Below are 23,466 nucleotides of genomic sequence, written 5' to 3' on the forward strand. Positions count from 1 at the left end.
TGTCTCATGCGTGGGCCCGACGGTCGGTGCGGGCGCCGCGAAGGATATGGGCGATCAGGTGCTCGTAGCCGATGCCGGCGGTGTGTGCCATGCGGGCGAGGTTCCCGCCGCGGGTGAGCCCGGGCAGGGTGTTGACCTCCAACCACAGGACCTCGCTGCTGGCGGTGACGATGAAGTCGTGGCGGCTGTAACTGTGGCAGCCCAGTGCGCGGTGGGCGGTCACCGCCTGCATTTGCAGGGCTCGCAGAGCGTCCGGCCCGACGCGGGCCGGACAGTGGTAGGCGCACTGGGCGCTATTCCGCTTCGCCGTGTACGAGTAGACGCCGTCCAACGTCTCCGCCTCCAGCGGCGGCAGCACCCGCACCGCGTCGGTGTCCTCGTCCACCAACACCCCGACACTGACCGAGCGGCCCGGCTGGTAGACCTCGGCCATCAGCTCGTCGCCAGCACCACCGAGGATGGCGTCCACGAGCTCGTCTCGGCCGTGGGCGATGCGCAGCCCGATCGATCCCCCCTCGCTGACCGGCTTGACGATCACCGGCAGCCCCAGTTCCTGCGCGATCCGGGCTGCTTCGGTATCCGCCTTGGCTTCTCGATCAATCCGGCAGCCTTCCAGCACTCGGACACCCGCAGCAGCGACGATCGTCTTCGCGGCCAGCTTGTTCATGCCGACAGCGGATGCCAGTACCCCCGACCCGGTGTAGGGGATGCCGAGCGTCTCCAGTAACCCCTGCAGGCGGCCGTCCTCTGCCCCGCGGCCGGCTATCGCCAGCAACGCCACGCTCACGCCGTCCAGTCGTCTCACGAGGCTGTCTCGGTCCCGCTCCAGGTCGATGACCCGCGGCTGCAGGCCCAGACTGGCCAGGGCGTCCCGCACATCAGCGCAGCTCAGTAGCGACCGGTCGCGCTCTTTGGACCAGCCGCCGGTGATGATGGCGATGGGCAGCGTGAACTCCGACGGATCGGGTGGTGCGATGCTCATATCTCTCCTAGTCAGTACGGACCTCACGGCCCCCGGGCCGACCCCGGCAGGGAACTGGGTCAGGGGCGCAGCAGACCGCGCTCCAATCCCGTGGCCGAGTCGACCGGAAGCGCCGATAGCCGGCACGGTGATCAGCAGGTACTTGTCGGCGGTGATGCGGTTCGGTTCTGTCGGCAGCCCCCGGCGTACTGCACGTTGATCTACCTGGTGGTGCGCATGCCCCTCGGGACGGGCCGGCCCAGGTTTGCATGCGCCGGGGAGCCGCTCGCCGCGATCACGTCGGCCGAGGCTGAGTTTCGGCCCAGGAACGGTGATTGCCGCATCTGCGGATTCCTTTCACGATGCATGCGTGCGGCGCCGCCGGGCGGCGCTGCAGAAACGGGGTGGAACCCTCAGCTCAGCGCACTCGATAACCGACGGATGCCGGCGGTGCACCAAGTCGTGGGGGTGCTTGAGTATCGACCAACGCCGTCTAGCGGAGGAAGAGTTAAGCGGTAGTCCCGTCTAGTAGTCCCGGCCGATTCCCGGCTACGCACCGCGGGTGATCTGCTGATTGGATGGCGGCGTGGCTGCGAAACACCCCCTGGCGCTGGCCCGGGAAGTGCGAGGAATGACCGGTGAGGACCTCGCAGAGGGCATCCGCGCCGCCGCGGCACGCCGCGGACTGCGGTCCGGCACGGACAAACAGCGCGTCAACAAGTGGGAGATCCGCGGAATCAGGCCCGATGAGACGTCTCAGATTTACATCGCCGAGGCACTCGGGCTGCCGACCGAAATCGTGGACCCGGCGTCCTGGCCGTACTGGTTGCCCGAAGCGGGCGTCATCCCGCTCGGCCCGGCCAGCCGCGTCGTGCTAGCCCTGCGAGAGGCGTTGAAGGAATCCATGGACCGCTCCCGCCGCACCGTCCTGACCGCGATCTCCAGCACGGCTTTGATCACTCTGGCCGGTACCTGGGCAGGCACGGAGGCGTGGACACCAGCAGTGGAGGCCACCAGCGGCAAACCGGTTAGTGACGAGTTCGTCGCCTTCCTCGAGGAGACCAGTGCGCGGCTGACCGCCATGCCGATCGAGCACCGCGAGGACACCGCGCCTCTGCTGGAAGCCCATCTGGCGACGGTGACCGAGCTCATCGCCGACGGGCACTACGCCCGCCCCCTCGGAGTGCGCCTGCACGCGCTGGCCGCATCCATGGCACAGACCCTGGCCTGGCATCGCTTCGACCACGGCTTGCACGCACAGGCCACCAAATACTGGGTGGCCGGCCTACACAGTGCCCACGCCGGCGGTGACCGCGACATGGGCGCCGCCCTGCTCGGGGATCTGGCCTATCAAGCCTCCTGGCGGAACGACCCCCGCGCGGCTGCGGGAATCCTCGAGCGCGCCCTCACCCGCACGCATCACCCAGCAGCCCAGTCCTTGCTTCACCTTCGTCTCGGGCGTGCGCTGGCGGCACAGGGGGAACGCCGCGGCACCCTCCGCGCGCTCGAAGCAGCCGAGCACTTGCTGGGGACATCGTCGGGCGAACCCATCCCAGGCTGGTGCTCCTGGCTCTCCGAGGCCGACCTGCTCGTCGACTCCGGGCAAAGCCTCCTTGACCTGGGCGAAACCCGTCGCGCACACCAGCTCATCCGCCAAGGCCAAGACCTCCTGCCGCCCAGCCGTGGCAAGACACGGGGAGTGTTCCTTACCTATCAGGCCGCGAGCCATCTCGACGTAAGGGAGCCAGAACTCGCCGCTGCGGCCGCTCTCGAGTCCCTGGACCTCGCCCAGCGAGTCGGGGCCCCCCGCTGCGTGCAGCTCGTACACGACCTCATCCCGCGGTTCGAGGAATACCGAACCGCCCAGGGCGTTCCCGAACTCCTGGCACGAGCCGCTGCGTGAGCGCCCGACTCAGCGGTGTGGATGGGTGGCGCCGTGCACGTAGCCGATCAGCATCCGCAGCCGGGCCGACTCCCTCATGCCGAGGGCATCGACCCTCGTGCGCCACGCCGTGTTGATGAACTCTGGGCTCGGCCTCGTCGCAACGGCATCGCACTGGGGACAATCGAGGGCGTGCCGGAGTACGCCTCGATCACCACGCTCGACGCGCTCCTTGCCGACCTGCGGGTCGGCGAAGAGCGGCGGCGCCAGCTCGCCATGGACGCGGAGAGTTGGAGCGCGCTCCGGCCCGGGGCAGGCCGCCCGCAGGCGCCCGGCGCAGCCTGCGGCGTCTACTGGAGAAGGAGGCGCTGGCTCCGGTGCGCGACGGGCGCGCCAATCAGAGGATGCCCTTCCAAGACCAAGGCCGCGGACCGGATCGACCGCGCAGACAGTCGATCCGGTACTGCGCTTGGTCCGCCCACTCAGGGTTGGATGCTGCGTGCTGGGCGGCGTACGTCGTCATTCGCAGTTCCCGGGCACCGGCCAGGATGGGATACCCCTCCCACTCAGTGACGTCGAATCCGTAGGCCTCGCAGAACTCGGCGTACTCCTTGCTCGTGGCCGCGCCCGTCGTCTTCGCGCGCACCGCAGTTGACACCAGGTCCCATTCCGGAGGGCCGACAGAGAAGCGTTCCAGGTCCATCATCAGGGGCTCACCACCTGCCCGTACGAGGTTGCCCGGCCAGGCGTCACCGTGTACGGCCCGGTCCGGGAGTCCAGCTGGCCGGTCGGCCCACGCCGCGGCGAGGTCCCTGTGGAGGCCGCGGAGCCACGCCCGGTCATCGTCCGAAATCGTCGTAGCAGCTTCCAGCCGCTCGGTGACCCGGACGAACGGGTTCAGGTAGCCCAGCTCGATGTCCGGTACCGGAAGTGCGTGCAACTGCCGTAGCAGGTAGGCGACGTCGCGGGGGGAGCCGTGTTCCTGCGGTGGGAGTTCCTTCCAGAACGTGACCGGCCGTCCCTGTGCCTGGACTGGCTGTTCGACATCGATCAAGCGCACCGCGGGGACGCCCTGCTGGGCGAGCCACCGTGCGACACGCACCTCGCGGGCCGCCGCGGTGGCCTGCCCGGACTGGGCGATCCGCACGATCACCCGGCCGGGAAGGCGCCATATCTGGTTCTCCGCCAGGCGAACGGGTTCCGCGCCGGCCGCGTTCAGACCGGCCATGGCGCAGGCTTCTTCGAGGACGTGGCGGGCAGGGGCGGCGGTCGATGTCGTCATGTCGAGACCGTACTTGCGATGCGCTCACGGAGGTGGACTGCTTCAGGAGTGTGCGGATGCTTGGCGGCGAAGGCCGAGAGCTGCCTGAGGTCGTCAGCCGCACGCCGGGAGGTCAGTCGACCGACCTCGTCCAGCGCCTGGTGGCCGATCGTCGCTGCCTGGCGCGGGTCCCCCTCGGCCATGAGGAGGGAGGCCAGCTTGGTGCGGGAGATCGCTCGGGACCGCTTGTAGTCGTCCGAGTGCTTCTTCACCGCGGTGTCGAAGCGACGGGCCGTGCGGCCGGGATCCTGCCCGGTGAGGATCACGAGATCGAACAGGGCGTGAGCGGTGTCGCCATTGTGCTGTGCCTCGTCGTAGTACTTCATCCACGGCGGGTCTTCGGAGGGGCGGGCGTCCGTGAAGGCTTCGTCAGCCTCGCCGACGGCCTTCATGCACTCCCGGACCATGCCCATCTTTCCGAACGCGCGGGCCTTCGCCGTGTAGAGCATGGCCTGTTCCGTGGGAGTGATCCGGTCGGAGCGCACCAGGCCCTTTTCCGCGTACGTCAGCCCGTCGTCGGGTTCGCCGATCCACACGGCCTGGCGGGCGAGAAAGCTGTACGCCTTGGCTCGCAGGTGCCAGTTCCCTGCTTCCTCGGCACAGTCGGCCGCGAACAGGAAGTTCCGGGTGGCTGCGCCGTGTTCGTAGGCGTCGAATTCGGAAGCGGCAACCACGATGCCCAAGTGGGAAACGGCTGCGAAGAGGTCCGATCGCATGTGCTCTGAGCAGGGCACCTGCAGGAGGCCCGCGGCCCACTGCATCGCCCGTCCGGCGAAACCCCGAACTATGCCGCCACCGCCGAAGCGGTTGTCGAGGAGGCTGATGGCGGTGGCCGCTTCCCGGACTTCACCGATGTGAGCCGCGCCAATGGACTCGGGCCATGTCAGGTCGGTCGGCGTGAACGCCTGAGCGAGTTCTATTGGTGTGAAGGCGGCTACGCCGCTGGTCTGGAGGAAGGCGCGTCGGTCCACAGGTGCAGTGCTCCCAGAGCGAGGAGATTCTTCGTCTCTGCCCAGGATGCGGCCTGTCAGTGGCTGAACCGTTGCCTCCGCCACCCCTCGGGACCGTTTATCGGCATCAGCGCGCTTCTTCTCGGCATCGCGGTTGCCGAACACCATCGGCCAAGCGCTCTCGAAGAGGCCGTCAGCCTCCAGGACTTCGTCCAGCCGACGGGCCAGGTCCTGTTGACACGAGGGATACTTGCCCTTCTCGATCGCGTGGATCATGTCGTCGCTGACCTGGACTAACCGACCAAGCGCCCTTCCTGACAGCTTCGCTTCCTTCCGCCGCTTGCGTAGCTGCCACCCGAACCACTGCGCGGGCGAGGCTCCCGGATCGAGCTGCTTCTCTGGCTGCGGCATGTATCCCATTCCCGTCTCGTGATGCCGAACCTTCCAGCTGTCGGCATCGGCCCCCTGCACACTCTCGGGCCGCTCTGCCTGAATGGTTGCTGCCGGTTCTCGCACCAGTACACACCGCACCGGACCTGAACGGCAAAGGATGAGCAAGAGCGGACGGAGCAGCCACCATGAACGGAACGGTCAGCGGTTCCCGCGAGGGGAATTCCATCTGGACGGTGCCGAAAGTGGGACGTGGTGTGCTCACCCTGAGATTCGATGTCGAAGCCGAGCACCTGTCGGTTATACGGCGCATCCTCGGCGACGTCCTGGAATGGTGGGGCATCGATCCGGATGTGCAAGAACGTCTCGTCACGGCAGTCAACGAGCTGCTCAGCAACGTCTTGGAGCACACCGAGCCTGACCTCAATGGCTGCCACATAGCTGAGCTCCGTATCCAGCTCGTGCCGGGCGGTATCAGCGCGGTTGTCGGCGACAGAGATGACAGGGTGCCTGCACCCAGGCCGGTGAGCAGTCTCGCCGAGGCCGGCCGCGGCCTCACTCTCGTGCGCGCCCTGGTCGACGAGATGAACGTGACTCGGCGCCTCTCCGGCAAAGACATCTGGGTTTTCGTCGCAGCCTAGACCGCACTGACGACCAGTTCTCCAATCCGACCACTCCCCCAAGGCCCTCGACTCCCATGCCCTTGACTCCAGCCCTGCCCTATGTCCGCAAGTACGCGGGGGAGGCACCTCGGTGAAGCTCGATGACATGTCCCTGATAATTCATCCTGCCGGACGCGACGAAGCCCTCCGCGTTGTGCTCGAAGATCTGCGGATGGGCCACTGGCATTCGACCAGGGACCTGCTGGCCCGCACAGGCGACGACTGGGCTCTGCGCACGGCGCGCAGTCAGGTGATCGCCTGCGTGGACCTCGACGCCGAGAACGTCCGCGCATGGCGCCAGGAAGAACCCCACCATCCCGACGCCCTGATGCTGTGGGCGCGCACCCTCACCGAGGGCGTGCTCACCGCGGGCCGCCGCGGGACGGTGCCGTACGACGTGGTGGAGCGGGCACGGCGTGCGTGTGGGAACGCGTCCCAGGCCTACCCCGCCGATCCTGTGCCCTGGGTGTGCCAGCTGGCCCTTACCGCGCTCGACACGGACCCGATGAACCCCCACCGCCCCCACCACTGGGGACGGACGCAGGACCCGATGCTGCCCCGCGGCCCATGGCAGCTCCTGGACCAGGTCCACGCGCGCCACCCCGAGGGCTCGCGTGAGGCGTTCCTGCGCATGTACCAGTGCCTGCACGCCCGCAGATACGGAGCGCTCGACTTCGCCTGCTGGGCCAACCAGGTCGCCCCCGAGGGCTCCCCAGTGCTGCCGCTCGTGCTGCACGCCTACGCCGCGCTCGCCCGGGAACGGCTGGGAAACGGGCAGATCGGCAACACCCTGGGCTTCTGGCAGGACAGCCAGGTCGTCTACTACACCGAGCGCGCACGCGACCACTGGTTCCGCAAGCTGAGCGACCCGGAAGCCGCGCCCCTGACCGACCTCAACCACCTGGCGTACGCCCTGTCGGCCACCGGCCTGTCCGGCGCGGCGGAGGTGTTCGAGGCGATCGGCCCCTACGCCACCCCCGCCCCCTGGGAGGGCCTAAGCATCGGCGGCGACTGGATCCACGACTTCCACACCGCGCGCCGGGGCGCGCTACGGCGGTGGAGATGACCCGCAGCCGAGCACCCCCGAGCCCCCACGTGTCCGCCCCTGTCACTCCCCATCCACATGCGAGGAAAACCACGGTGTCCGCGAGACGAATGTCTGCCCCGTACAGCGACGACCCGACCGACGACGGCGTTCTGCAGGCGCTCGGCTACAAGCCGGTCCTGGCCCGCCGGATGAGTGGCTTCGGCAACTACGCCATCTCGTTCAGCGTGATCTGCCCGCTGGCCGGCTGCCTGACGTTGTTCGGGTTCGGCCTGAACACCGGCGGCCCGGCCGTCATGATGTGGGGCTGGGTCATCATCGGATTCCTGACCCTCCTGGTGGCCCTGTCCCTGGCGGAGGTCACGTCCGCCTACCCCACGTCCGGCGGCCTGTACTACATGGCCCACCAGCTCGGCGGGCCCCGATGGGGCTGGTTCACCGGCTGGTTCAACCTGCTCGGCCTGCTCGGCGCCATCGCCGGCATCGACTACGGATGCGCACTGTTCGTCGGTGCGTTCGCCAACTTGCAGTGGGGCATCACACCGACACCCGAGCTGACCATGTGGATCTTCGCGGGCATCCTGCTGCTGCACGGGACGCTGAACACAGCCGGCGTGCGGCTGGCCTCCATATTGAACAGCATCAGCGTGTGGTGGCAGGTGTGCGGCGTCGCCCTCATCATCGGCGCACTGAGCCTGGCGCCGGCCGAGCACCAGGACGTGAGCTTCGTCTTCGGGCAGTTCGAGAACGGCACGGGTTTCAGCTCCGCCGTCTACGTGTGCATGATCGGCAGCCTCCTGGCCGCGTACACGTTCTGCGGATACGACGCCAGCTCGCACCTGTCGGAGGAGACCAAGAATGCGCAGATCGCCGCGCCTCGCGGCATGGTCCGCTCCGTGTGGACCGCCTGGATCGTCGGGTTCCTGCTGCTGGCCGGCCTGCTCTTCGCCATCCAGGACTACGCCGGCACCGTCGCCACCGCGACCGGTGTGCCGCCCGCCCAGATCATGCTCGACGTCCTCGGCGCGACCACCACCAAGCTCCTGCTGCTCGTCGTCATCGTGGCGCAGCTGTTCTGCGGCAACGCGGAGACGGCGGCCGCGTCCCGCATGGTGTACGCGTTCTCCCGGGACGGGGCCCTGCCCGGCTCGCACCTGTGGCGGCGCGTCAACCGCAACAGCACACCCGTGGCCGCGGTATGGGCCTCCGTCGGTGTCGCCCTGCTGATCGCACTGCCCAGCCTGTACTCGCCGACCGCCTACGCGGCCGTCACCGCGATCAACGTCATCGGCATCACCCCGGCCTACATCATCCCCGTCTATCTGCGGCGCCGGCACTCCGCCCGCTTCACGCCCGGCCCGTGGACTCTGGGCCGATGGAGCGGACCGATCGGCTGGACGGCCGTCGCCTACGTCATCGTCATCACGATCGTGTTCTGCCTGCCACAAGCCTCGCCCATCACCGTCAGCAGCTTCAACTACGCCGGCGTCACCGCGCTCGCCATGATCATCCTGGCGGCGGCGATGTGGAAGGTCCGCGGCAAGAGCCAGAACTACAAGGTGCCGACCCTCGGCAACATCGACGAGCAGACCGAATTCACCAGGAGCGTCCTGTGACGCCGATCTGGCCAGATCTCCGCATCCGCCCTGCAACGACGGGCGGCTGCGGATGAAGGGTGGGGGGAGGCCACCCTTCCCTCGGGCCTCCCCCCACCTCTGCGCTCCGTCCCGCCGCCCATCGGGGCGTCACACCCCGGGCGGCGGGGCGGTCCGAGCGGGCACGTCGGCTCGCCGCACAGCAACCCCAGCTCACGATTTCAGACGGGATCCTCGTGTTCTGCACCGTCCTCGACGACACCCAGCGCAACTCCGAGCTCAAGGAGAGCATCGAGCAGCTGCTGATCATCGTGGCGCCGCACGTACGGCAGCTGACAGGTCTGCCCGCCCCGTCGAACGAGGTCCGCTTCCGCCTGCTGGAGCCGAAGGCGTGGCGGCACGAGTGCGGGCAGCACACTCGCCGCGTCCTGGACCGCGATCGCGCCAACCTCGACCTTGTTCTCACGCCCGAACAGCTGGAGGGTGCCGACATCGCCGTCAAGATCACCGGCTTCCTACCGGCTGTGATCTGGCCGCTGTTCTCCGCCCTGACCGTGGAGGCCGGTGACGGCGGCAGCGAGACGATCATCGCCCCCCGGGCACTGCACCACACCGGCCTGGTCGATGAGGCGCCGCTGCTCTGCCAATTGGTCGCCCACGAACTCACTCACCACTTCCAAGCCGTCGCCGGAGCACCGTGGCGCACGCTCTTCCCCCGTGAGCGCCGTATCTGCCCCCGCGGTGCCGTAACCCTGGTGAAGGGGCACGCCCACTGGGTTGCACAGCAGGTCACTTGCCGCGTGTTCGGCAGGCCGGTCGACCACCATGAGCACGCCCACCGCTCTCTGCGATACCAGCTCGCCAAAGGCGTATGCCACCTCCCGCTCTTCGCCGGCGTGAGGCACGACGCCTACCTGCGCGGGGTGGCCTTCGTCCACCACGTCGTCCATGAGCGCGGCACAGACCCGATCAACCGCGCCTGGAACGATCACACGCTGCTGCCCACCGCCGACGAAATCAGCGACCCCGGTGCATGGATCCGCCGCACCGCCGCCTGACCCAGCCGCACGCCCACTCTTACCAAGGACTCGCGAGATGACCACCCACAACGAAGCGCAGCCGTCGACTCCAACCGGCATGATCACCCTGGACGGCCTTGAGAACTGGGTCGACGAGGGACTCATTACGACTGTGCTGCCCGTCCTGCCGGACATGGGCGGGAACCTGCGCGGCAAGCGCTTGGCCGCAGGCAAGTTCATGCAGGCAGCCTCCCAGCCAGGACGCCCGGTGGCGGAGGCATGCGCGTACGTCCTGGCCACAGACATCGATATGAGCCCCGCCCAGGACTACGACCTGACCAGTTGGATGGCCGGGTTTCAGGACATCGCCGCGATGCCGGACCTGGGCACACTGCGCGTCCTGCGCCACCAGTCCGGTACCGCGCTCGTCCACTGCGACGCCGCCCACCCCGGCGGGCAGCCCGTACCGGTGGCACCCCGGCACCTGCTGCGTCAGCAGCTCGACGCGCTCACCAGCGAGCACGGCGTCGAGCTGCGCGCGGGCCTGGAGAACGAAGTGGTCCTCTACGACGCGACCACCCTGCGCCCGGTCACCCAGCACAATCTCGACTACGCGCTGCAGCACCCCCGCGCCCTCACCGATTTCTTCACCCAGCTGGAGCGGGCGCTGGCCTTCTCCGCCACGCCCGCGGAGTCCGTGAAGACCGAGGGAGCGCCCGGCCAGATCGAGGTGGCGTTCCCCTACGGGCCGGCCATGAGGGCGTGCGACGACTACACCGTCTACAAGCACCTGCTGAAGGAGATAGCCGGCGAGCACGGCATGCTGCCCACCTTCATGGCCGCCCCGCAGACGGGCACCGCCAGCGGCCTCCACGTGCACGTCTCCCTCTGGCAGGGTGACGAGCCGGCGTTCGCCGCCACCGGCCCTGCGGAGTTGCCCGAGGCTATGCGGCACGCCATCGCGGGACTGCTCGCCGCACTCCCCGACCTCGCGCCGCTGTACGCGCCGAACCCCAACAGCTACCGCCGGTACCAGCCGTACTCCTTCGCACCCACGCACTACACCTGGGGAGTCGACAACCGGACCTGCGCGATCCGGGTCACTGGCCACGGCGCGGGCGCCCACCTGGAGGTACGGCTGCCCGGCGCCGACGCCAATCCCTACCTGGCTGTCGCTGCCGTCTGCGCGGGCATCAACTACGGCCTGGCCCACAAGATGGATCCGCCCGAGCCGTGGACCGGCGACGGCTATGAGGCCGAAGCGGGCAAGGGAGTAGTGCCCGTCCCCAGCAGCCTCACCACCGCAGCGCGGGCCCTGGAATCGAGCAGCATCGCCAACAAGTACTTCGGCAGAGACGTCGTCACGCACTACGCCACGGCGGCATACCAGGAGGTCATGACGCTGGGCCGGCTTGTGCCGGACACGGAGATCAACCGCTACCGGGAACGGATCTGACCGACCGGGCCGGGCCGCGCCCAGATGCCGGTTACCGGCCCGGCCGCCATGCCCTCTCGCACCACCGGACAGCCCCACGGCGACATGGGCCAAAAACTCCCGGACCCCGTCTCAGGGCCCGGGCCGTGCACCATCAACGACTGCCCCAAGGAGGCACCGCATGACCATCCAGTTGGAGCGTCCGATCGCGCCCACGCAGCCCGACGCTGAGGCCGTCCACGACGCCACCGACCCGTTCAACCTCGACATCACCTTCATCGAGGGGACGCCGGCGACCGAGACAGTCCTGATGTGCAGCACCGGCGACACCTGCGGCAGCTCCTGCCCGAGCGCCTGCGTCACCTCGTAAAACCCGAGGCAACTCGGCACTGCGGGCCGGACGGGGCTGACCCGGCCGGCCCGCACACCCCCGCCTACCAAGAAAGGAGTGGTGATGACACGCGCACGACACCGCCTGTACCGGGGCACCGGGCAAGGGATGCTGCGCGCAGCAGTGAGCGTCGATGAGCCGGTCATGGCGCCGTGGCCGGGGCGCTCGGCCTCGCTCGACGACTGGCGTGTGTGGCTGGGCACCGTGTGGGCCGACGAGACCTTCCGGCAGGCCGTAGGCAGTGCCAGCCCGGACCTGGCCGGCCAGGTGCAGGCGATCCTCGGCGGCCGGGCCCCGAAGCTGCGCCGCGTGCGCCGGGCGGCACTGGCCACGGCCCGGTACGCGATCCGGTACGCGCGCCGCTCCACTCCGTACGGCCTCTTCGCGGGCGTCGCCATGATCGAGTTCGGGGACACGGCGAACATCCGCTTCGGGGACCGGCACCAGGCCGTCACCCGCCCCGATCCGGTGGCACTCGACGAGGCGATCAGCGCCTGGGAGGCGGACGCCACCCGGATGACCGATGTCGACGTGTGCGTCCATCCCCTTGCCCAGCAGCGCGACGGACATGTCTGCGTGCCGTCCGAGGGCGACGCCGAGTTCCGCCTCGCGCTGAGCAGCCCCGCGCTCAGGTTCGTGCTCGACGCAGCTCACGCCCCCATCCGCTACTCCGTCTTGGCGGACAAGCTCGCCGCCGAGTTCCCCACCACCGCCGAAGGCGCCCGTATCCAGCTCCTCGGAGAGCTTCTTCGGGTACGGCTGCTGCGGTCGTCGCTGCGTGCCCCCGCCACCGTCGTCGACCCCGCCGAAGCCTTACCGCCCGCTCTGCGCGCACAGGTGCGCGATCTCGCGACGGTTGCCGATCTGCGGCTCGATGCCACGGTGCAACTGCCGCAGGCAGTCCTGACCGAGGCTGAGACGGCCGCGACCGTCCTGGCCCGGCTCGCCACGCACCCAAACGGCACTCCGGCCTGGTGCCGCTGGATCGAGCAGTTCACCGACCGATACGGCGAGAACACTGCGGTTCCCGTCGAGGTGGCGACCGACGCCGAGCGAGGCGTCGGCTTCCCGGACGGCTTCGTCAAGATGGTCGAGCCGCCCCGCCCGATGTCCCGCCGCGACCGGCTACTGCTGGAGCTGGCCGGAACCGCGGCCGTCGCCGGCGCCCGCTCGGTGCCCCTGACCGGCGCGATGATCGAGGAGCTGGAGGCGGTGGGTGACAAGCCCCGACTCACCGCACCGCACCTCGAACTGGCCGCCCAGATCCATGCCCCCTCGGCCGAGGCGCTGGAACGCGGGAACTTCCGACTTCAGGTGGCCACCGTTTCCCGCTCGGCCGGCTCGATGACGGGGCGGTTCTGGCACCTGCTCCCGGAAGCCGGCGTCCCGCACACGGCCCTGCCCACGATGGAGCCCGGTGCCGAGGTGGCCCAGCTCTCCTTCCACGCAGGACGCGTACCGGCCGACCTGCTCACCCGCGCCCCGCGCGTGCTGCCTCGGATCGTCAGCGTCGGCGAGTTCCGCCACCCCGGTGACGGTGTGCTGTTCCCCGCCGACCTGGCGGTCAGCGTCCGCGACGGCCGCCCGCGCCTGGTGGAGATCGCCACCGGCACCCACCTGGAACTCCTGGCGCCGACAGCGATCAACTTCCTCTGGAACAACTACACGCCGCCGATGGCCCGCTTCCTCGGCGAGATCAGCCGGGCCACCGCACCCCAGGTGACCTGGTTCGACTGGGGCGTGGCCTGGGCCCTGCCCTTCACCCCGGCGCTCACCTACCGACGGTCCGTCCTCACGGCCGCGCGCTGGAAGGTGCGCGCCCGGGATTTACCCGGCCGGACCACGGCCTTGAAGGAGTGGGCCGAGCACCTGCACGCCTGGCGGGACCGGTTGCGGGTGCCCGACCGGGTGCTGCTGGCCGAGGACGACCAGCAGCTCCCCCTTGACCTCCATCAGGACATGCACCTGGATCTGCTGCGCGCCCACCTGGACGCCAGCCCCATCGGCGTTGCCACCCTGCACGAAGCGCCGCCGGCCGACGCCGACAACTGGATCGGCGGCCGGGCTCACAGCCTCGTCCTCCCCCTGGTGGCTCGCGCATGACGGCCACGACGCTCCCGCCCCGTACGCAGGACCTTTCCGAGGGCCCTCTCGGGATCGCGCTGCTGGACATCGAGCGAGGGGACCTGACCGCCGCGCGGCGCCACCTCGCGCAGGGCATCGCCCACGGCGTGAGTACCGGCGGCAACGCGAGCCTGTTCCACGGAGCCCCGGCGCTGGAGTTCGTGCTCGCCCGTGCCGGACACGCCGGTCCCGACATACGCGAGGTCGTCGACCGCGTCGTGGACGCACGCCTGGTCGCAGCACGGCGACGGCAGTCCTCCGGGGCACTGCCGGACCTCACGGAATGGGATCACATCCGGGGCCTGGCAGGACTGGGCGCGCTGCTCTTGACCCGCCCGGTGCCCTCGACGCGGCTGACGGACGTGCTGCTCTACCTCGTCTCCCTCTCCCAGCCGGTCTACTCCCAGGGGAAGAGGCTGCCCGGGTGGTGGTCCGCAGTGGGGCCGGGCGGCGAGGAGATGGCCGGCGGGCACAGCAACAACGGCATGGCGCACGGCATCGCCGGCCCCCTGTCGGTGCTCTCCCTCGCCGCCCGTCACGACGTCCTCGTGCCGGGCCAGCACGAGGCGATCGAGGTCTTCGCCCGCTGGCTGGACCGGTACGGCGGCCACTACTGGACCACCCGCGCCCACCTGGACGCCGCCGAGCCGCCCGAGCCGGGGCCTGCCCGTCCGTCCTGGTGCTACGGCCGACCCGGCATCGCCCGCGCCCAACAGCTTGCCGCGCTCGCCCTGGGCGACCGCGCCCGACGCCAGAGAGCAGAAGACACCGTCGTACGCACGCTCACCGACCCCGCTCACCTCGCCCGGATCACCGACGCCACGCTGTGCCACGGCTGGGCAGGCCTGGTGACCCTCGCCCGCGCCGTCGCCGCCGACAGCCCCGCCCCCGAACGCTTCGCACCGCTGATCAACGACCTGCAGCAGCGCCTGGCCACCGACCTGGACCAACTGTCCAAGCCCGGCTTCATGGAGGGCCGCAGCGGTGCGCGGCTCGCCCTCGACGGCACGAACGCCACGAACTGGACCAGCGTGCTGCTGATCACCTGACCCCGCACCGCCCCCGCTGACAAGGAACGCCCACGCGTATGGCCTTCGACGACGAAAACCTACCGATCACACACGACACGACCTGGTGGCACGCCAGCGTCGCCTTCCCCGGCGGCGCGGTGAGCCCCGCGGCCGCCCAGGCCCTGTCGGCAGCCCTGCACGATCAGCGCTTCCACTTCCTGCGCAAGGATGCAGGGCTGCGCCTGCGCACCGAACGCCCCTGTGCGGCCCTGCTGGACCGCCTCGTCGCCGAGCAGCAGATCACCGGCTGGATCCGCGGCATCTATGAGCCGGAAACCGAGGCCTTCGGCGGCCCCGAGGGCATGGACGTGGCGCACGCCGTGTTCTGCGCCGACAGCCGCAGCGCCCTGCCCGAGACCGGCAGCTCCGGCACCCGCGAGCGCTGCGTGATGCTGCTGTCCGTCATGATCCGCGAAGCCGGCCTGGACCCCTTCGAGGCCGGGGACGTCTGGTCCCAGTTCGCCGCCCTGCGCCCTTCCGTCGATCCGCCCGCCGGGCCCGCACTCGACCGCTCCGTGGCGGCCATGCGGCGGCTGGTGAACGCCGACGCCGCCCGGCGACCCGACGCCGAACCGGGCTGGACCGACCGCGTCGCCGCCTTCGCAGACGCCGGCCGGCGTCTGCGCCGGCTCGCCGCCGATGGACGGCTGATACGCGGCCTGCGCGCTGTCCTCGCCCATCATGCGATCTTCGCGTGCAATCGCGCCGGCATCCCTGTCGCCGAGCAGGCCGCCACCGCATGGCTGGGCCGTCAAGTCGCCTTCTCCACAACGGCTGATACCCCTGTGCCTACCCGCTGGTCCGCTTCGCCGGACCCTGACCTTCCTCGAATGGAGATCACCGTGACACCCGTCACCGACCCCGTCGAACTGCGCGCATCCCTGGCGAACCGCCTTCAGGAGAGCGGCCACCTGCGCACCCCCGCCATCATCGACGCCTTCCGCACCACCGACCGTCACGAGTTCCTCCCCGGCGTCGACCTGGAGTCGGCGTACAAGGAGGACGCGGTGCCCATCAAGCACGACGAGCACGGCGAGATGATCTCCTGCATCTCCGCGCCCTCCATCGTCGCCACTCAGCTCGAACAACTCGACGCCCGGCCCGGCCACACCGTCCTGGAGGCCGGCGCCGCCACCGGCTACAACGCGCACCTGCTGGGCAAGCTGGTCGGCCCCTCCGGGCAGGTGTGGACCCTGGACGTCGACCAGGACCTCGTCGACGGCGCGAACAAGAACCTCGCCCAGGCCGGGGCCACCAACGTCACCGCCGTGCTGGCCGACGGAGCCGCCGGCCTTCCCGAACACGCCCCCTACGACCGCATCCAGTTCACCGTCGGCGCGGGCGACGTCCCCGCCAAGCTCCTCGACCAGCTGGCTCCCGGCGGGCGTCTGGTCCTGCCCATGCGGATCCGCGGCAGCATCAGCCGCAGTTTCGCCTTCGAGCGCGACGGCGACACCTGGAGGACCGTCTCCTGCGAGATGTGCACCTTCATCCCCCTGCGCAAGGGCGTCTGCGACGACATCTACACCCTCGTGCCCATGGCCGGTGACGGCAACGTCCGCTTGGAGACCTTCAGCGAGCAGGAGGTGGACCGCGACGCGCTCCGCACCGTCCTGGACACGCCGCAGACCAAGATCTTCACCGGCGTCAAGCTCCGCCAGGGCGACCCCTTCGAGTGGCTGTACCTGTACCTGGCCTGCGCGCTGCCCAATGGCCTGTCCCGCATGCCCGGGTCCCGGCCCGGCTTCACCCCGCACTTCGGCTGGGGCTCCATGGCCGCCCTCGACGGCGACTCCCTCGCCTACCTGACCATCCGCGAAGGCGCGGACGACGCCGGCCGCTTCTGGGAGATCGGCGTCATCGGTCACGGCTCCCACGGCGCCGACCTCGCCGATCGGTTCGTCACCGAGATCCGCACCTGGGACGAGGGCTGGGGCAACACGGCCCCGGAACCCGGCTTCCGCATGGCCGTCGGCGACGCCCGCGGCCGGCTGACGGTCGCCGACCCGCGCTTCGTCATCGACAAGGCGCACAGCCGACTCGTCGTCGACTGGCCGCGCAAGGGCTGAGCCGATGATCCCCGCGATAGCCAGCCGCATCCCCCTGGTCAAGCGCCCCAAGGCGCCCGCGCTCCCGCTGGACGAGCGCATCACCCACCTCACCGGGCTGACCGTCGCGCCCGCAGGCGCGAGCCACCACGACCGGGTGGCCCGCGCCTGCGGGGTCCTCAACTACGCCGCGCTGATCGCCTCCGACGCCGGGATGCCCGCCCTGGCAGCCGACCTGTGCTGGCGACAGCACCGGATCTTCGCCAGCGCCAGGCACCTGACGGGCGACATCGCCGTCATGTCGCTGATGCCCCTGATCAACATCTCCCGGCTGCTGACCCGCGACGGCGACGGCCACGCCGCCTACGACGTACTCACCCGCCTCTACCGCGCCGCCCAGCAACGCGGCACCGCCGAGATCCACGGCCACGTGATCGACCTCCCGGCCCTGATCAGCACGGACGCGGACCACCGCAAGATCTGCCAGGAGTTGTGGGTCGCCCTGCTCGTCGACGGCGCACGCGCCCTGGCACGCATCGGCTGCTGGACCAAGGCCGCCGAAGCCATGACCGCACACCGCGGCATCGGCCACCGTCTCCTCGACGGCCGCCAAATCATGATCATGTCGCTGATGGAACGCGGCCTCGACGAGCAGGCGCGCTCCATGGTCGAGACCACCGCTTTCACAGAGCCGTGGGAGAACGCCGTCGCGGCTCTTCTGCGTGTCCACTGCCGGCCCGACGTGGCCACCGCGCCGCAACCAGAAGTGGACCTCGCTCTCCAGGAGGCGGTCGCGGTGGTGGCCCAGCCCGACGCTGCGGCCGCGGCATTCCAGGCCCGCGTCGGGCTGGCCGCGCTCGACCTGGTCTGCGACCGCACCAGCCCTCACGCGGCTCACCTGTGCAGTGCCATCGCCGACGTGGCGGTTCTCGACGCCTATGCCGCTCGCGACGTCCTGCACCGCGACGCGGAAGGCTCCTGCCTGTCCGCTGAGCAAAGACAGGAACTCAACGCCGTACTCACCGCTGCCGGGCTGGGCACCGGAGAGCTCCCGCCGGCCCATATGCAGGCCCTCGCCGAAGCCGTGGACGAGGCCGAGCGAGCACTTCGAGACCTTCTGTAAGCCCGCCGGACGGATCTCGGCGTTTCGGCCAACCGCCATTCCTGCCAGTCCTGTTGTGTGGAGCGGGTCGATGCATCCCGCACGCTCCGCCGCGTGCTCTATCTCGGGACTCCGAGAGCGACCGAAACACATCAGTTCGAAATCCCGGCCCGGTCGTTGAGCCTCACGACCACGCCGGACCACTGTCCAGGGAGACCCCGCATTGACCTCGACCGCCACGAACGAGCAGCAGCACACCGCGCCGCCTCCGCCGCCTCCCGCAGAGATCACCTACAGCGGGCAGTACTCCGTCAATCCGCTCGCCGAGGTCTCCTTCCGGCGGATGTGCGCGCAGATCCCGGCCGTCCTGGGCCGGATCGCCCGGCTGTCATGGCGCACCGACCGGCGGGCGGTGCAGCTCCTCCTCGGCTGCCAGGTGGTCACGGGCGTGGCCGCCGCCGTGCTGCTGGCCGCCACCGCCCACGCCATGGAACCCGTCCTCGGGGACGGCACCGCCGCCGACCGGCTGCGCGGCGCCCTCCCGGCGCTGCTGGTCGTGGCGCTCGCCGCCGCGCTGGGCCGCGGCGCAGGGGCGGTGGCCACGTACGCCGAGCGGCGGATCACCCCGCGGCTGACCACTCAGACGGACACTGCTGTTGTTGAGGCGGTGTGCCGGGTAGAGGCAGCCGCGTACGCGGAGGACGGGTTTTCGGACCGGCACGAAGCTGCCGAGATGGGGGTGATCCGCACGCACGTGATGGTCACCGACGCCCAGCGCTTCCTGTCCGCGCTGATCCGCATGGTCACCGCCGGCGGAGTGCTGTCGGTGCTGAACCCGTTGATGCTGCCGCTGCTCCTGCTCGCCGTGCTGCCGGCCGGCGTCGGCGCCGTCCTGACCGCCCGGGTCGACTACGAGATCCACTACGCCAACATCGCCGACCGCAACGTGCGCGGCATGATGCGCTGGTGGGCGACCACACCGAAGTACGGCGACGAGGTCCGGGCCAACTCGATGACCGACTACCTCGTCTACTGGTACCGGGCCCTGTCCGACCGGTGTGACCGGCGCACCGTGGCCGCCGCGCCGCGGACCCTGCGGATCGCCCTGCTGTCCGCGCTGGCCGGCGGCGTCTTCCTGGTGGCGACCTGGGGCGCGTTGGCGTGGCTGGCGGTGTCGGGCCGGATCGAGCTCGCGGTGGCCGCAACGGCCGTCATCGCCGTGCAGACCACGCTCGCCGCGCTCTCCCAGGTCGTCGTGGGCGGTGCCGCGGTCTTCCACACCAGCCTGTACCTGGGCGACATGCAGTCCTTCCTCGACGAGGCCGCCGCCCGCGCCCCCCGGCGCGGCCCCCGCACCCACGCCGCGCCGACCGAGGAGATCCGGCTCGAGGAGGTCGTCTACCAGTACCCGGGCAAGGACAAGCCCGCCGTCGACGGGGTCTCCCTCACCCTGCGGCGCGGCCAGATCCTCGCGATCGTCGGGGCGAACGGCTCGGGCAAGTCCACCCTCACCCGTCTGCTGACCGGGATCTACCTGCCGGACAAGGGCAAGGTCACCTGGAACGGCACCGACCTCGCCGAGGTCGACCCCGCCACGGTATGGGCGCACACCGGACTGGTGCCGCAGATCTTCGCGCAGTGGCCGCTGCGGGTCCGCGAAAACGTCACCCTCGGCCAGCCGCGCACCCACGACGACGCCCCGGTGTGGGAGGCCATCGACGCGGTCGGCCTGCGCGCAGCCGTCGACGACCTGCCCGCGGGCCTGGACACCCTCCTGTCCCGCGACGTCTTCGGCGGCTGTGAGCTCTCCGGCGGGCAATGGCAGCGCGTCGCCTGCTCCCGGGCTCTGTACCGGCGCCCGGGGCTGCTGATCCTCGACGAGCCCACCTCCCAGATGGACCCGCGCGGCGAGCACCAGATCTTCGAGCAGATCAAGGCCATCGCCGCCGACCGCATCACCATCGTGGTCACCCACCGCCTGGAGAACACCAAGATCGCCGACCACATCGTCGTAATGGAGCACGGCCGGATCACCGAACAGGGCCGCTACGACGACCTCGTCCACGGCGGCGGAACCTTCGCCGAGCTGCTGGAGCTTTCCCAGGACCGCTGACCGCTTCCGCCCCACCCGTCCCCCATCTGTCTCCCGCCCGTCCTGCCGCGCGGCGGCACGGGCACCACCGAGGAGGAGCCGTGCCCCCATCCCTCACCGCTGCCGATGGCCGCGTCCCCCGTTCCTTACGTGCTTCACGCCCGAGCGCGAGGTGCGCGGCGTGAGCCAGACGAAACCCCTGCCCGCGACGGTGCGGCGCTGGGCGGAGCAGCGGATCGGTCCCGTCGTGACCGTACGCGACGCCTCGCACGACTGGGACCGCTCCCGGGTGTGGGAGCTGCAGGGCGCAGGCGGCGCCCGCCGCTATGTGAAGGTCTCGCCCAGCGAGAAGTTCTTCACCCGCGAGACCCGGGCCTACCGCCACGTCGTCCCCGCGCTCGGCCCCAGCCGGGCACCCCACCTCGTCGACAGCCGTGCGCAGGACCTGGCCCTGCTGCTCACCGCAGTGCCAGGCACCCCGGCGCCGGGGCTCGGCCTCACCCCCGGCGCGTGGCGGGCCGTGCACCGGCAGGCCGGCGCGCTGTGCGCCCGCCTCCACGAAGCCGGTGACCTCGACCGCGCCGACCGGGCGGAGGCCGAAGCGTCCCTGGAGGCCGCTGCCGACGGAGCGGAGAAGCACCTGGCCCGCGCCGGGGACCGGCTCACCGCGGACGAGCAGCAGATGATCCGCGACCATGCCGCCCAGCTCCGCCGCGTCGGCCCGGTGCCCGTCGGATACATCCACGGCGACAACCAGCCCAGGAACTGGCTGTGGTCCCCGGCCGGGCTCGCCCTCGTCGACTTCGAACGCACCCGGCCGGCCGCCCGCGTCCAGGACCTCGTCATCCTCACCGTCACCGAGTGGCTCGACCACCCCGACCGCGAGCAGGCGTTCCTCCAGGCATACGGGCGCGCGCTCACCCCCGCCGAACGGCACGCGCTGCGCTGCCTGACCGCGCTGGACGCGGTCAACTGCCTGGCCTGGGGCCCGGACAACAACCAGCCAGAGGTCACCGCCCGGGGCCGACGGACCCTGGACCGGCTCATGAGGGAGAACAGGACTTGAGCGACGTCCACCGGAGCATCGCCCACGTCATGGTGCTGCTCCAGCGTCCCAGTGACGGGCGAGTGCTCACGGTACGGCACCAGCCGCACTCGTGGCACTCCCCCGGCCTGCTGACCGTCGTCGGCGGCCGGCTCGAAGCCGGTGAGTTCTTCGACGAAGGAGCGGCGCGCGAGCTCGCCGAGGAGGTCGGCATCCGCATCACCCCGAACCGGCTCGAGTTCTGCCAGCTCGCCCACCTCCATGCCTCGGACGGAGAACGGGTGGTGGGCGCCGTGTTCCTCGCCCGAAGCTGGGAGGGCGAGCCGTACAACCGGGAGCCGCGCACCCACAGCGAGCTGGTCTGGATCGATCCCACCAGCCCACCGGAGGACTGCCACCCCTTCACCCACGAGATCCTGCGCCACTTCACCGCCGGGCACCGGTACGCCAACGTCGTCGCCCCGGAACTGGCGGCCGGGGGTAAGGCCGGGTGACGGTCGCCGTCCTGGCCCCGCGGGCCACCGCCCGGACGACCCCCGCCTACCGGTACCTGCTCGGCGGCGAGGCCACGAGTGACCACCGGGGGTCGTACCCGTCGTCCTGCTACTGGCTCCCCCATCCGCGCTCTGCGGAACATGCCCACCCCGCCCGCCCGCGCGACCGTGCCGCCCGCTCGTGAAGGAGCTTCATGACCACCGAGTCCCCCGCAGCCGCGGCCTACTGGGAGCGGCTCTGGGCCGACGGCCGCCGCTACCGGCAGCTCGGCGACACCGAGATCCGGCTATTGGAAGATCATCTCCGCCCTGGCCGCGCCCGCCCCGCCCTCGACCTCGGCTGCGGCGACGGGGCCCTGGCCCGACACCTTGAACAGCTCGGCTACCGCACGACCGGCATCGACTGCTCCCCCAGCGCCGTCGCGCTCGCCGCCGCCGACCAGGACAGCGGGCCCGGCCACGGCCCGGTCTGGCGGTGCATGGACATCACCACCGACGACCTCAACGCCCTGCCGGACCGGGCATACGCGGTCATCACCTCCCGCCTGGTCTACCGGTGGATCGACGACAAAGCGGCCTTCCTCGACCGCGCCCGCCGCCTCCTCGCGCCAGGCGGGCTCTTCTGGGTGGTCACCGAGATCTCCGGCCGGCGCGCCGACACCGACCCCCTGCAACACCTCGGAATCACCCCCGCCGAAGCCGAGATCCTCACCGCGGGCTGGTCCGTCGTCCACACCGCCGACCTCGACGTCCTCCGCTGCTACGCCCTGCGCCCCTGACCCCCGCCCCGGCAAACCGATGGAGAACCTGGTGAACACCGAGACGCACACCGTGGAGACCTGGAACATCTACGGCGCCCACCAACTAGCCCGGAAGCTACAGCTGCCGGAGCTGGACCGATGGGACTGGGGCATCCCGGACACCGGTCCCGGCATCGAAGCCCTCGGTGACGTGAAGGGGCTGCGCGTGCTCGACGTCGGCAGCGGCCTCGGCCGGCACGCCGCCCACCTGGCCGCCCTGGGCGCCGAGGTCACCGCCGTGGACGCCTCCCCCGCCCAGCACCAGCGCGCCCTCGCCCGCTACCCGGACACCCCGGGCCTGCACCTGGTGTGCGCCGACGCCGTGGCCCACCTGCGCGATGCCGACCCGTACGACTTGATCTACTCCATCGGCTCGATGCCGTACCTGAACCCAGACCGCCTTCTGCCCGCCCTGGCCAACGGCCTCAAACCGGGCGGCCGGCTGGTCTTCACCGCGCTGCACACCAACTCCCACGGCACCGGACCCTCAGCCGAGGTCACCCGGCGGCCCGAGATCCTGCGGCTGCCCGGCACCACCGAAGACCACCCGGTAGACATGTGGGTCCTCACGCCGCAACTGTGGGAGGGCCTCCTGCTCCAGCACGGCCTCACCATGGACTCGGTCACGGCGATCGACTCCCCGAAGCCGGACAACCACCTCTCCTACCGGCTGTACGCGGGCCGCCGCCCGCAGCACGTACCGAGCGGCCCCCGCATCAGCGCGCCGCCTCCGCCGAACACGGCGCTGGGATCGACGTGATCGTGCACGGCTCGGACGGAGTCCTGCTCGGGTGGCACCGGCACCGTATGTGGAAGCTCGCCGGCGGGACCGTCGAGCTGGGCAGGACCTTCGCCCAGGCCGCCATCCGCGTACTCCGGGAAGGAACAGGTCTCATGGCGAGCCCGGCGACGTACAGGTGCTGGGCACGCTCCTGAACCGGGTGGGCGAACGTCGTCCGGGTCACAGTGCCCGTCCTAAGCGCCTATCCAGAAGTTCCGTCGGTAACTGGTCGGGAACCAAGGGCTGGTCCAGGGGGCGG

The 23,466-nt window shown here is 70.3% G+C and carries 21 protein-coding genes; 18 read left to right on the forward strand and 3 right to left on the reverse strand.

Annotated features, from left to right (window positions below; translation table 11 throughout):
• Positions 1-4: 4 nt before the first annotated feature.
• A complete protein-coding gene (locus IE242_RS12720) occupies positions 5-982 on the reverse strand; it encodes a D-alanine--D-alanine ligase family protein (RefSeq protein WP_189858424.1) in 978 nt (325 codons plus the stop codon).
• Between the two features lie 565 nt (positions 983-1,547).
• Here IE242_RS12720 and IE242_RS12725 point away from each other — a divergent pair.
• Positions 1,548-2,864: an NsdA family TPR-like regulatory protein gene (locus tag IE242_RS12725; protein ID WP_506417244.1), complete on the forward strand. Its 1,317-nt coding sequence runs from the start codon at positions 1,548-1,550 to the stop codon at positions 2,862-2,864.
• A 376-nt stretch (positions 2,865-3,240) separates the two neighbouring features.
• Here the strand turns inward: IE242_RS12725 and IE242_RS12730 are convergent, their stop codons facing one another.
• Together IE242_RS12730 and IE242_RS12735 are read right to left on the reverse strand one after the other, a co-directional pair.
• Complete coding sequence (locus IE242_RS12730; protein ID WP_189858426.1) at positions 3,241-4,125, reverse strand: aminoglycoside phosphotransferase family protein; 885 nt, start codon at positions 4,123-4,125, stop codon at positions 3,241-3,243.
• On the reverse strand, positions 4,122-5,630 hold the full coding sequence (locus tag IE242_RS12735) for a helix-turn-helix domain-containing protein (RefSeq protein WP_229858837.1): 1,509 nt from the start codon (positions 5,628-5,630) through the stop codon (positions 4,122-4,124). The genes IE242_RS12730 and IE242_RS12735 overlap by 4 nt, the downstream gene beginning before the upstream one ends.
• A gap of 62 nt (positions 5,631-5,692) precedes the next feature.
• On the opposite strand from IE242_RS12735, the gene IE242_RS12740 reads away from it, so the two are divergent.
• From IE242_RS12740 to IE242_RS12820, 17 genes are all read left to right on the forward strand, one after another.
• Positions 5,693-6,145, forward strand: coding sequence for an ATP-binding protein (locus IE242_RS12740; RefSeq protein ID WP_189858427.1), 453 nt, complete (start codon positions 5,693-5,695; stop codon positions 6,143-6,145).
• A 112-nt stretch (positions 6,146-6,257) separates the two neighbouring features.
• Positions 6,258-7,232, forward strand: a complete 975-nt coding sequence (locus IE242_RS12745; RefSeq protein ID WP_189858428.1) for a hypothetical protein — start codon at positions 6,258-6,260, stop codon at positions 7,230-7,232.
• Positions 7,233-7,321: 89 nt separating this feature from the next.
• Positions 7,322-8,827 carry an amino acid permease gene (locus IE242_RS12750; protein ID WP_189858429.1) on the forward strand — a complete coding sequence of 502 codons (1,506 nt, stop codon included), beginning with the start codon at positions 7,322-7,324 and terminating at the stop codon, positions 8,825-8,827.
• Positions 8,828-9,042: 215 nt separating this feature from the next.
• Positions 9,043-9,864 carry a zinc-dependent metalloprotease gene (locus tag IE242_RS12755; protein ID WP_189858430.1) on the forward strand — a complete coding sequence of 274 codons (822 nt, stop codon included), beginning with the start codon at positions 9,043-9,045 and terminating at the stop codon, positions 9,862-9,864.
• Between the two features lie 37 nt (positions 9,865-9,901).
• The gene (locus IE242_RS12760; protein WP_189858431.1) at positions 9,902-11,281 is read left to right on the forward strand and encodes a glutamine synthetase family protein; all 1,380 of its coding nucleotides are present in this window, start codon (positions 9,902-9,904) and stop codon (positions 11,279-11,281) included.
• A 160-nt stretch (positions 11,282-11,441) separates the two neighbouring features.
• Positions 11,442-11,630, forward strand: coding sequence for an FxLD family lanthipeptide (locus IE242_RS12765; RefSeq protein ID WP_189858432.1), 189 nt, complete (start codon positions 11,442-11,444; stop codon positions 11,628-11,630).
• Positions 11,631-11,714: 84 nt separating this feature from the next.
• A complete protein-coding gene (locus IE242_RS12770; RefSeq protein WP_229858838.1) occupies positions 11,715-13,754 on the forward strand; it encodes a lantibiotic dehydratase family protein in 2,040 nt (679 codons plus the stop codon).
• Positions 13,751-14,824: a lanthionine synthetase LanC family protein gene (locus IE242_RS12775; RefSeq protein WP_189858433.1), complete on the forward strand. Its 1,074-nt coding sequence runs from the start codon at positions 13,751-13,753 to the stop codon at positions 14,822-14,824. Before IE242_RS12770 ends, IE242_RS12775 begins: the two co-directional genes overlap by 4 nt.
• Positions 14,825-14,862: 38 nt before the next feature.
• Positions 14,863-16,914 (forward strand): methyltransferase, FxLD system, encoded by a 2,052-nt coding sequence (fxlM, locus tag IE242_RS12780; protein WP_189858435.1) that lies wholly within the window; start codon positions 14,863-14,865, stop codon positions 16,912-16,914.
• 4 nt (positions 16,915-16,918) lie between these two features.
• Positions 16,919-18,016, forward strand: a complete 1,098-nt coding sequence (locus IE242_RS12785) for a hypothetical protein (RefSeq protein ID WP_189858436.1) — start codon at positions 16,919-16,921, stop codon at positions 18,014-18,016.
• A gap of 202 nt (positions 18,017-18,218) precedes the next feature.
• A complete protein-coding gene (locus tag IE242_RS12790) occupies positions 18,219-20,108 on the forward strand; it encodes an ATP-binding cassette domain-containing protein (protein WP_189858437.1) in 1,890 nt (629 codons plus the stop codon).
• A 160-nt stretch (positions 20,109-20,268) separates the two neighbouring features.
• Positions 20,269-21,153: a phosphotransferase enzyme family protein gene (locus tag IE242_RS12795; RefSeq protein WP_229858840.1), complete on the forward strand. Its 885-nt coding sequence runs from the start codon at positions 20,269-20,271 to the stop codon at positions 21,151-21,153.
• Positions 21,150-21,626 carry an NUDIX domain-containing protein gene (locus IE242_RS12800; RefSeq protein ID WP_229858844.1) on the forward strand — a complete coding sequence of 159 codons (477 nt, stop codon included), beginning with the start codon at positions 21,150-21,152 and terminating at the stop codon, positions 21,624-21,626. The genes IE242_RS12795 and IE242_RS12800 overlap by 4 nt, the downstream gene beginning before the upstream one ends.
• Complete coding sequence (locus tag IE242_RS12805; RefSeq protein ID WP_189858439.1) at positions 21,623-21,811, forward strand: hypothetical protein; 189 nt, start codon at positions 21,623-21,625, stop codon at positions 21,809-21,811. Before IE242_RS12800 ends, IE242_RS12805 begins: the two co-directional genes overlap by 4 nt.
• 9 nt (positions 21,812-21,820) lie before the next feature.
• On the forward strand, positions 21,821-22,405 hold the full coding sequence (locus IE242_RS12810) for a class I SAM-dependent methyltransferase (RefSeq protein WP_189858440.1): 585 nt from the start codon (positions 21,821-21,823) through the stop codon (positions 22,403-22,405).
• Positions 22,406-22,436: 31 nt separating this feature from the next.
• Positions 22,437-23,186 (forward strand): class I SAM-dependent methyltransferase, encoded by a 750-nt coding sequence (locus IE242_RS12815; protein ID WP_229858846.1) that lies wholly within the window; start codon positions 22,437-22,439, stop codon positions 23,184-23,186.
• Positions 23,187-23,188: 2 nt separating this feature from the next.
• Positions 23,189-23,362 carry an NUDIX domain-containing protein gene (locus IE242_RS12820; protein WP_189858444.1) on the forward strand — a complete coding sequence of 58 codons (174 nt, stop codon included), beginning with the start codon at positions 23,189-23,191 and terminating at the stop codon, positions 23,360-23,362.
• Positions 23,363-23,466: the final 104 nt, after the last annotated feature.

The sequence above is a fragment of the Streptomyces poonensis genome, assembly GCF_014650915.1.
Lineage (GTDB): Bacteria > Actinomycetota > Actinomycetes > Streptomycetales > Streptomycetaceae > Streptomyces > Streptomyces poonensis.

Coding starts and splice junctions, on each gene's coding strand:
- IE242_RS12720 (WP_189858424.1), bottom strand. CDS start 982: ATGAGCATCGCACCACCCGATCCGTCGGAGTTCACGCTGCCCATCGCC.
- IE242_RS12760 (WP_189858431.1), top strand. CDS start 9,902: ATGACCACCCACAACGAAGCGCAGCCGTCGACTCCAACCGGCATGATC.
- IE242_RS12765 (WP_189858432.1), top strand. CDS start 11,442: ATGACCATCCAGTTGGAGCGTCCGATCGCGCCCACGCAGCCCGACGCT.
- IE242_RS12785 (WP_189858436.1), top strand. CDS start 16,919: ATGATCCCCGCGATAGCCAGCCGCATCCCCCTGGTCAAGCGCCCCAAG.
- IE242_RS12750 (WP_189858429.1), top strand. CDS start 7,322: ATGTCTGCCCCGTACAGCGACGACCCGACCGACGACGGCGTTCTGCAG.
- fxlM (WP_189858435.1), top strand. CDS start 14,863: ATGGCCTTCGACGACGAAAACCTACCGATCACACACGACACGACCTGG.
- IE242_RS12730 (WP_189858426.1), bottom strand. CDS start 4,125: ATGACGACATCGACCGCCGCCCCTGCCCGCCACGTCCTCGAAGAAGCC.
- IE242_RS12810 (WP_189858440.1), top strand. CDS start 21,821: ATGACCACCGAGTCCCCCGCAGCCGCGGCCTACTGGGAGCGGCTCTGG.
- IE242_RS12770 (WP_229858838.1), top strand. CDS start 11,715: ATGACACGCGCACGACACCGCCTGTACCGGGGCACCGGGCAAGGGATG.
- IE242_RS12775 (WP_189858433.1), top strand. CDS start 13,751: ATGACGGCCACGACGCTCCCGCCCCGTACGCAGGACCTTTCCGAGGGC.
- IE242_RS12740 (WP_189858427.1), top strand. CDS start 5,693: ATGAACGGAACGGTCAGCGGTTCCCGCGAGGGGAATTCCATCTGGACG.